This is a genomic window from Diaphorobacter caeni (assembly GCF_015354245.1).
Classification (GTDB): Bacteria; Pseudomonadota; Gammaproteobacteria; order Burkholderiales; family Burkholderiaceae_C; genus Diaphorobacter_A; species Diaphorobacter_A caeni.
Window position 1 is genome coordinate 1 of the sequence record NZ_JADKYZ010000025.1, and the last position, 6,349, is coordinate 6,349.

General features: G+C 57.1%; 2 protein-coding genes. Both read right to left on the reverse strand.

The genetic code is table 11. The features are described 5' to 3' along the window. Positions 1–30: 30 nt before the first annotated feature. On the reverse strand, positions 31–1,431 hold the full coding sequence (locus ISG32_RS27310; RefSeq protein WP_228530162.1) for an ISL3 family transposase: 1,401 nt from the start codon (positions 1,429–1,431) through the stop codon (positions 31–33). Between the two features lie 3 nt (positions 1,432–1,434). Next, positions 1,435–6,213, reverse strand: a complete 4,779-nt coding sequence (locus tag ISG32_RS27315; protein WP_194774132.1) for a DEAD/DEAH box helicase — start codon at positions 6,211–6,213, stop codon at positions 1,435–1,437. Positions 6,214–6,349: the final 136 nt, after the last annotated feature.

Sequence of the window (6,349 nt, forward strand, 5' to 3'; positions counted from 1 at the left end):
GGCTATTCGTAAAAGTGGGTTGAAACGGGATCAAAGCTCCCCCGCCTCGATCATGCGGATGAGTGTTGAAATGTCCGCACCGTAGTTCTTGGGCGGCGGCGGTGCTTTGTGTTGGTCGGCCTCCTTGGGAGGCTTCATTGCCCGCATTTTTTCCAGCACGGGCAGCCCATAGCCTATCGCGTCATCCGGCAATGCTCTGCTCATCTCAACAGGCTCCGGCGCACGCTTTCTCTCGAACTTGGGTCGTGCTTGCTTTCGGCTGTGGATGCCCTCGGTGAAGAGAATCTTGGCCCGCAGCGCCTCGAACGAGTAGCCACGGCCCAGCCGGTTCATGACGCGGATCAAGCTGTTCAGACTCTCCGTGTAGGCGTTGGTGACGGGGTGCTCGAAGTAGTTGAGGATGAAGGGCTGCCAGTTGGTGAAGGCACGAATCAGGTCGTGGAAGTACGGCCTGATTTCAGGCGACACATCCTTGCTCCAAGCCTCGTAGCGCCTCAAGGCGCTCTCCGGTGAGTCCGAGTCCTCGTAGATGGCGTAGAAGCCCTCCTTGAGCCTGTACGCCTCTCCCAAGGTTGGATAGTTCTTTGTCCAGCCGTCGAGATTCAGACGCTCTTCATCGTTCAGCGTGCGCTCGCGCTTCAAGAGCACAAAGCGGTCGTGCATCAGACCGCGTTTCTGTTTCAGGGTCAGTTCGGCCCGCAGCCCTTTGCGGGCCTTCTCCATCGCATCGTTCGCCATCCTGACGACGTGGAACTTGTCGATGACGATGGTGGCGTCAGGCAGCACCGCACTCACTGCATCGCGGTAGGGCGTCCACATATCCATCGCCACGTACTGCACCTTGTCCCGGTTCGGCATCTTGAACAGGTACTTTGCCACCGTGTCCTTGTTCCGGTTATGGAGCATGTCCACGATGGTGTTGTTCTGGATGTTCGAGACGACGCAGCGCGGCTTGTTGATGATGTGGATTTCGTCGATGCCCATCCACTTCGGTGTCTCAAAGCGGACGGTCTGCTCAAGCTCGTTGATGTAGTCGCGGAAGATGTTGCGGATCGTTCCTTCGACCACGCCGGTTTCGTCGGCCAGCGAGGTGAAGGTGCGCTTCAAACTCTGTGATCCGATCCAAGCTACCAGCCGCTCAGTCATCATCCGGTTCTCGGCCAGTACCGGCAGTGCCTGCGAGAAGGTCTTGCCGCAGGCTTGGCAGCGTAGCCGCTTCGTGTCGATGTAGATGCCCACGCGTTTGCCGTGCATGGGCAGGTCTTTGAATACCTGCTCGCGGGTTCCCCACGAGTTCAGGCGGTCGGACTGACAATGTGGGCAGGCAGCGGTTACGTCCACCGGCTCGGCGCTGACGTGGTAGTCGTGGTCGGTTTCCTCCACGCGCAGCACGCGGTACTGCGGAAGGTTCAGGATGTTGACGGGCATCATCCCTCACGCCATCGGAGGAAGTACGCAAACAATCTGATTGGTCTCAATGCTCACCCGAATAACACGCTTGACGAGATTGAGGATATAGGCCGGGTCGTTGTGCTCGCGGCACCAGTCATTGGGATCATCCTTGATGCCGCTGTCCTTGTCGGTGGAGACCTGATAGCGTTCCATGACCCACTCGATGGCGCTCTTGCCGTTGACCACATAGTCGTAGGCTTGCAGCGGGATACCGCGTAGGGTAATGCGGCTATTGAAGACGATGACGCTCTTGTCCTTGTTTCTGCCGCCCAGCGAGGCAAAGCGCATCTTCTCGACGCGGTAGTAAGCTAGGTCATTCAGATCGCCCTTGGGCTTGGCATCCTCCTGCACCGGCCACGGCTCCACCGTTTCGTAGTTCAGATGCAGGTCGGCGAGCTTGCGCCCCGCCTGGCTGAATGCCTTGAAGTCCGGCGCATAGGGAATGCGGGGCAGCACCTTCTTGAGGTCGGCTGCATACTGCTCGCGATACTCGGGTGAATGTAGAACGCCATAGACGTAATAAAAGATGTCTTCCTTGGTGATCGACTCGTCGCCATAATGCTGGCGGAAGTTGGTTAGTGCCACGTCAGTGACGCCGTCACGCTTGATGTAGTCATTGGCGTCGGCCAAGCCGGCATCGTCGCCGCCAAAGCCAAAACCGCCCTGTGGATCGGCGTCTGTAGCTTTTGGGTACAAGTAGAGGGGAAAGCATTGACCGCCGGAAATGCAGTCTCTATCGGCCATCGAATCTACCATCAGGCACGAGAAGTCCTTGCTTTTTCCTGTTCCGGTTAGCTGGATTACGCAGTTCGTATGGCATTCGGAAGGAATCAGTTGTCGGAATCCTCCCGGACGTTCAACAAAGGTCGGGTGGTAATAAAGCCAGACCCGATTAAACGGTCGATATAAGGCTTTGCGAATATGATTTCCAGAGAACTCGCCGGTGACCCCCCTACTCAAGTTCGAAATGAGTCCCGCCGTCCACTTGATCATCTTGGAATCAATGGTCACTAGAGTTGAAGCAAGTGCTTCACGTTCCTTTTGAGTGCTAAGCGAGCGAACTTCTCCAAGGCATCTGGCGACTTCAGCGTTATAGAAGCTCATCATTCTGCTTACATTGTCCGCGAGCGCAGCGCGTCCGGAGTTATATACCCACGCATCACGATTCGTCATTGCTCCGTTCGATCTAAAGGCGAAGATTGCACCCGGCTCATCATTGAACGGAACGAAGGCGTTGAAATCCCCGCTGCGCTGATTGATCCAATCGTGGTACTCGTTAGGCTCAAGGGTTTGCCACGGCACCTGCTGGTAACTGCCAAAGCTACTGACGATCTCCAGCTTTTGCTCACGGCTGAGATAGTCGCCAATATCGTGGTAGTGGATCGCAGCCTTGCCCTGGTGGTCTTTGCGTTTGATGAGCAGGGTAATGGCTACCGGTGTGCGAGAGCCTGAGTCGAAGACGTTGCCCGCCTCCTTACGGCGCTGTTCGCCTTGAGTACGTGCATTTCCCCGTAGATTGAACACATACACATCCGCAAACTCGTCCTGCAAGGTCTTGCGGAAGCCGTCCATCGTGTTGCCGTCAATCCAGCCACCGTTGGTCACAAAGCAGACGATGCCCTCATCCTTGATGCGGTCGGATGCCCAGCGGAAGGCCCTGATGTACGAATCGTAAAGACTGTTCTTGAGTGTTGCGGTCGAGTGTGCAGCGTAGGTCGCAGCGATGCGCCCATCCAGCTTGGAATACTTCAGGTTCTGATTGTTGTCATTAGCATTGTCCTGACCAACTGAATACGGTGGGTTGCCAACAATCACCCGAATATCACGCGCTTTCTGCTCATCGGCACGCTTGTGGTTTTCTGGCAAGCCTTCATCCAGATCGCCGGTCTGCGGCTCGTTCATCTGGAAGGTGTCGGTGAGCACGATGCCGGGGAACGGCTCGTACTCCAGCCCAGTGACGCGATGGAAGGCTTCCTCGATGTTGATGGCGGCGATGTAGTAGGCCAGCAGCACGATCTCGTTGGCATGCATCTCATTGCGGTACTTGTAGGGCAGCTTGTCAGGGGCAATCAGCCCCGTTTCGATCAGCCGCACGGGGAAGGTACCGGTGCCGGTGAAGGGGTCTAGGATGTGGACGTTCTGGTCAGCCAGCCGGGTGCCGAAGTGTGCTTGGAGGGCGGCATCGGCACTGTGCAGGATGAAGTCCACAATCTCGACCGGGGTGTAGACAATGCCCAGCCGTTCAACCATGCGTGGGAAAGCGGTCTTGAAGAACTTGTCGTACAGCTCGATGATGATCTTTTGCCGCCCTTTCGGGTCGGTGATGCCGGATGCCCGCTCGCGCACGCTGGCATAGAAGCCCTCCAGCGTCTCATGCTCCTTGTCCAGCGCCTGCGCTTCGAGGATGTCCATGATCTTCTGCATGGACTGCGACACGGGGTTCTTGCTGGTAAAGGCGTAGCCCTCGAACAGCGCATCGAACACCGGCTTGGTGATGATGTGCTGGGCCAGCATCTCGATGGCGTCATTCTGGCTGACGCTGGGGTTGAGGTTCTTCCTGACACCTTTGAGGAACTCGTCGAACGCTTTCTTGCCCTTGGAATACGGTTTCTCCAGCAGGGCGCGAATGCGCATCTGGTGACGGTCGGCAATCTCGGCGATGTCTTTGGCCCAGTCTTCCCAGTAGCGGCGATTGCCGCACTTGGTGACGATCTTGGCAAACATGGCGTCCTGCCACTTGCCGAGTTCCTCTGGATCGAAGGCAAAGCCAAGCTGCTCTCCGCCGAAGGCATCGGCTTTCTCGTTGCCGCCGCCCACGCCGATGACGTTCACCACGCCATTGCCTTTGCCAGTCAGGTCGATGGTGGCGAACTGCTTGTCCAGCCGGTCATCGTGGGCACGCAAAGCGTTGAGCACTTGCCAGACCACGCGGTACTTCTTGTTGTCATCGAGTGCCGTTTCGGGCGAAGTGTCCTTGCGAATGCCGATGGGCAAAATCACATAGCCGTACTTCTTGCGACCAGCCGGGTCTTTACGCATCACACGACCGACCGACTGCACCACGTCCACCACGGAATCGCGGGGGTTCAGGAAAATGGCAGCGTCCAGTGCCGGGACATCCACGCCTTCGGACAAGCAGCGGGCATTGGTCAGGATGCGGCATAGCGGCTCTTCCTTGCCAATATTGTCCTTGAGCCAGGAGAGCTTCTGGTTGCGCTCGACCACGTTCATGGTGCCATCGACGTGTTTGGCCTCCAGTGCGGGGAGATAGTCGATCTGGTCGCCCAGGTCGTCGGAAATACGCTCGAACTCGGTGGTCAGCAGCTTGGAGTGCTTGATCGACTGCGCGAAGGCGATGGCGGTGCGCATTGGTTGAGGATCGACACTGACATCCATGCCATCCTCGGCGGCGACGTGCTTGCCCAGGCCGTTCCAGCAGCCGACGATTTTCACCGCGTCATCCAGCTTGAGTTCATCGCCGCTGTCGGCGATGCGCTTGTTGAGCACCCTGCTGACGTGCAATTCATCAACAGCGATCACCAGCACCTTGTAGTCGGATAGCAGATCGCGCCGGACAGCCTCATCAAAGCGAAGCTGATGGAACACCGGGCCGAAGGTGGCCACATCGTCCATCGAGAACACTTGCACATCGTTTTCTTCGGCTTTGCTCTTGCTGGCTTCGGCGTAGATGCGCGGCGTGGCGGTCATGTAAAGCCGCTTGTTTGCCTTGATGTAGGCGTTGTCATGGACGCGCACGAATGCGGAATGATCTTCTCCGGGAGCGGTATAGCCCGCAGTGCGGTGTGCCTCATCGCACACCACCAGGTCGAACACCATGCCGGTTTTCTGCTGCGCCTGATGTACCACTTCAATGGACTGATAGGTCGAGAAGATCACCGTGATGGCGCTCGCGTCCTGGGTTGCGGAGAGGGAAGCCGCCAGCTTGTTTGCATTCGTCGTGGCCGGATAAGCCAGTTCGTAGATGCGCATGTCTTCTTCATTGCGGCTGGCCTTGCTATCCGAGCACACAGCAAAGCAGCGCAACGGCACACTGGCATCGGCTGTCCACGCCCGCAACGTCTGCGACAGCAGCGCGATGGATGGCACTAGGAATAGGATGTTCTGGCCCGGCTTTACCATCTGCTCGGCAATGATGAGCGAGGTGTAGGTTTTGCCCGTGCCGCAGGCCATGATGAGCTTGCCACGGTCGTGGGCCTGAAAGCCTTTGGTGACATTGGCCAGGGCTTCGCTCTGATGCGGGCGAGGGGCTTTCTTGGGCAGCTTGCGCAGGTGATCGGGCTTGTCCAGCGAGAACTGCGACCAGTCAATCGGGGAGGCTTCCAAGTCCTCCAAGGTCATCAGTTCGACCGGAATGGTCTGCCCTTCCAGCGCATCCGCCGCGTGCTTGGAGAGCGGCGCAGTTGCCACGATAAGGCGCTGGGTAAAGCCACCCTTGCCAGAGAGGGTAAAGAAGTTACCCAGATCGCCCATCGGAATCGGGGAGTCGTAGAACTTGCACTGGATCGCGCAGTAACCATCCTCATCGCGCAGCTTCGCCACCAAGTCGATACCGGTGTCCGGCAGCTTATAGCCAAGGGCTTCGCGCTGCGGCCAATCCTTCCAGAGCCAGACATCTTCAAACAATGCAAGATACTGCGGGTCGAGCTTGAGGTAAGCCCGCATCAGCCGCTCGAAGCGGTCGCCCAAATCACGGTTGAAAGCGGATTCGTCCCTGTATTGCTGGAGGATGTCACGGATCATGTCAATAAACTTTTGCGATTTTGTATAAGCAAATCATAAGCCATCCACATAATTTTAACAACACGTTTTTACGATTTACATCGGGAAATCAACCCTTGTTTAGGCAGCAGTTACCCACATGGTTTTACGAATACCC

Coding starts and splice junctions, on each gene's coding strand:
- ISG32_RS27310 (WP_228530162.1), bottom strand. CDS start 1,431: ATGATGCCCGTCAACATCCTGAACCTTCCGCAGTACCGCGTGCTGCGC.
- ISG32_RS27315 (WP_194774132.1), bottom strand. CDS start 6,213: ATGATCCGTGACATCCTCCAGCAATACAGGGACGAATCCGCTTTCAAC.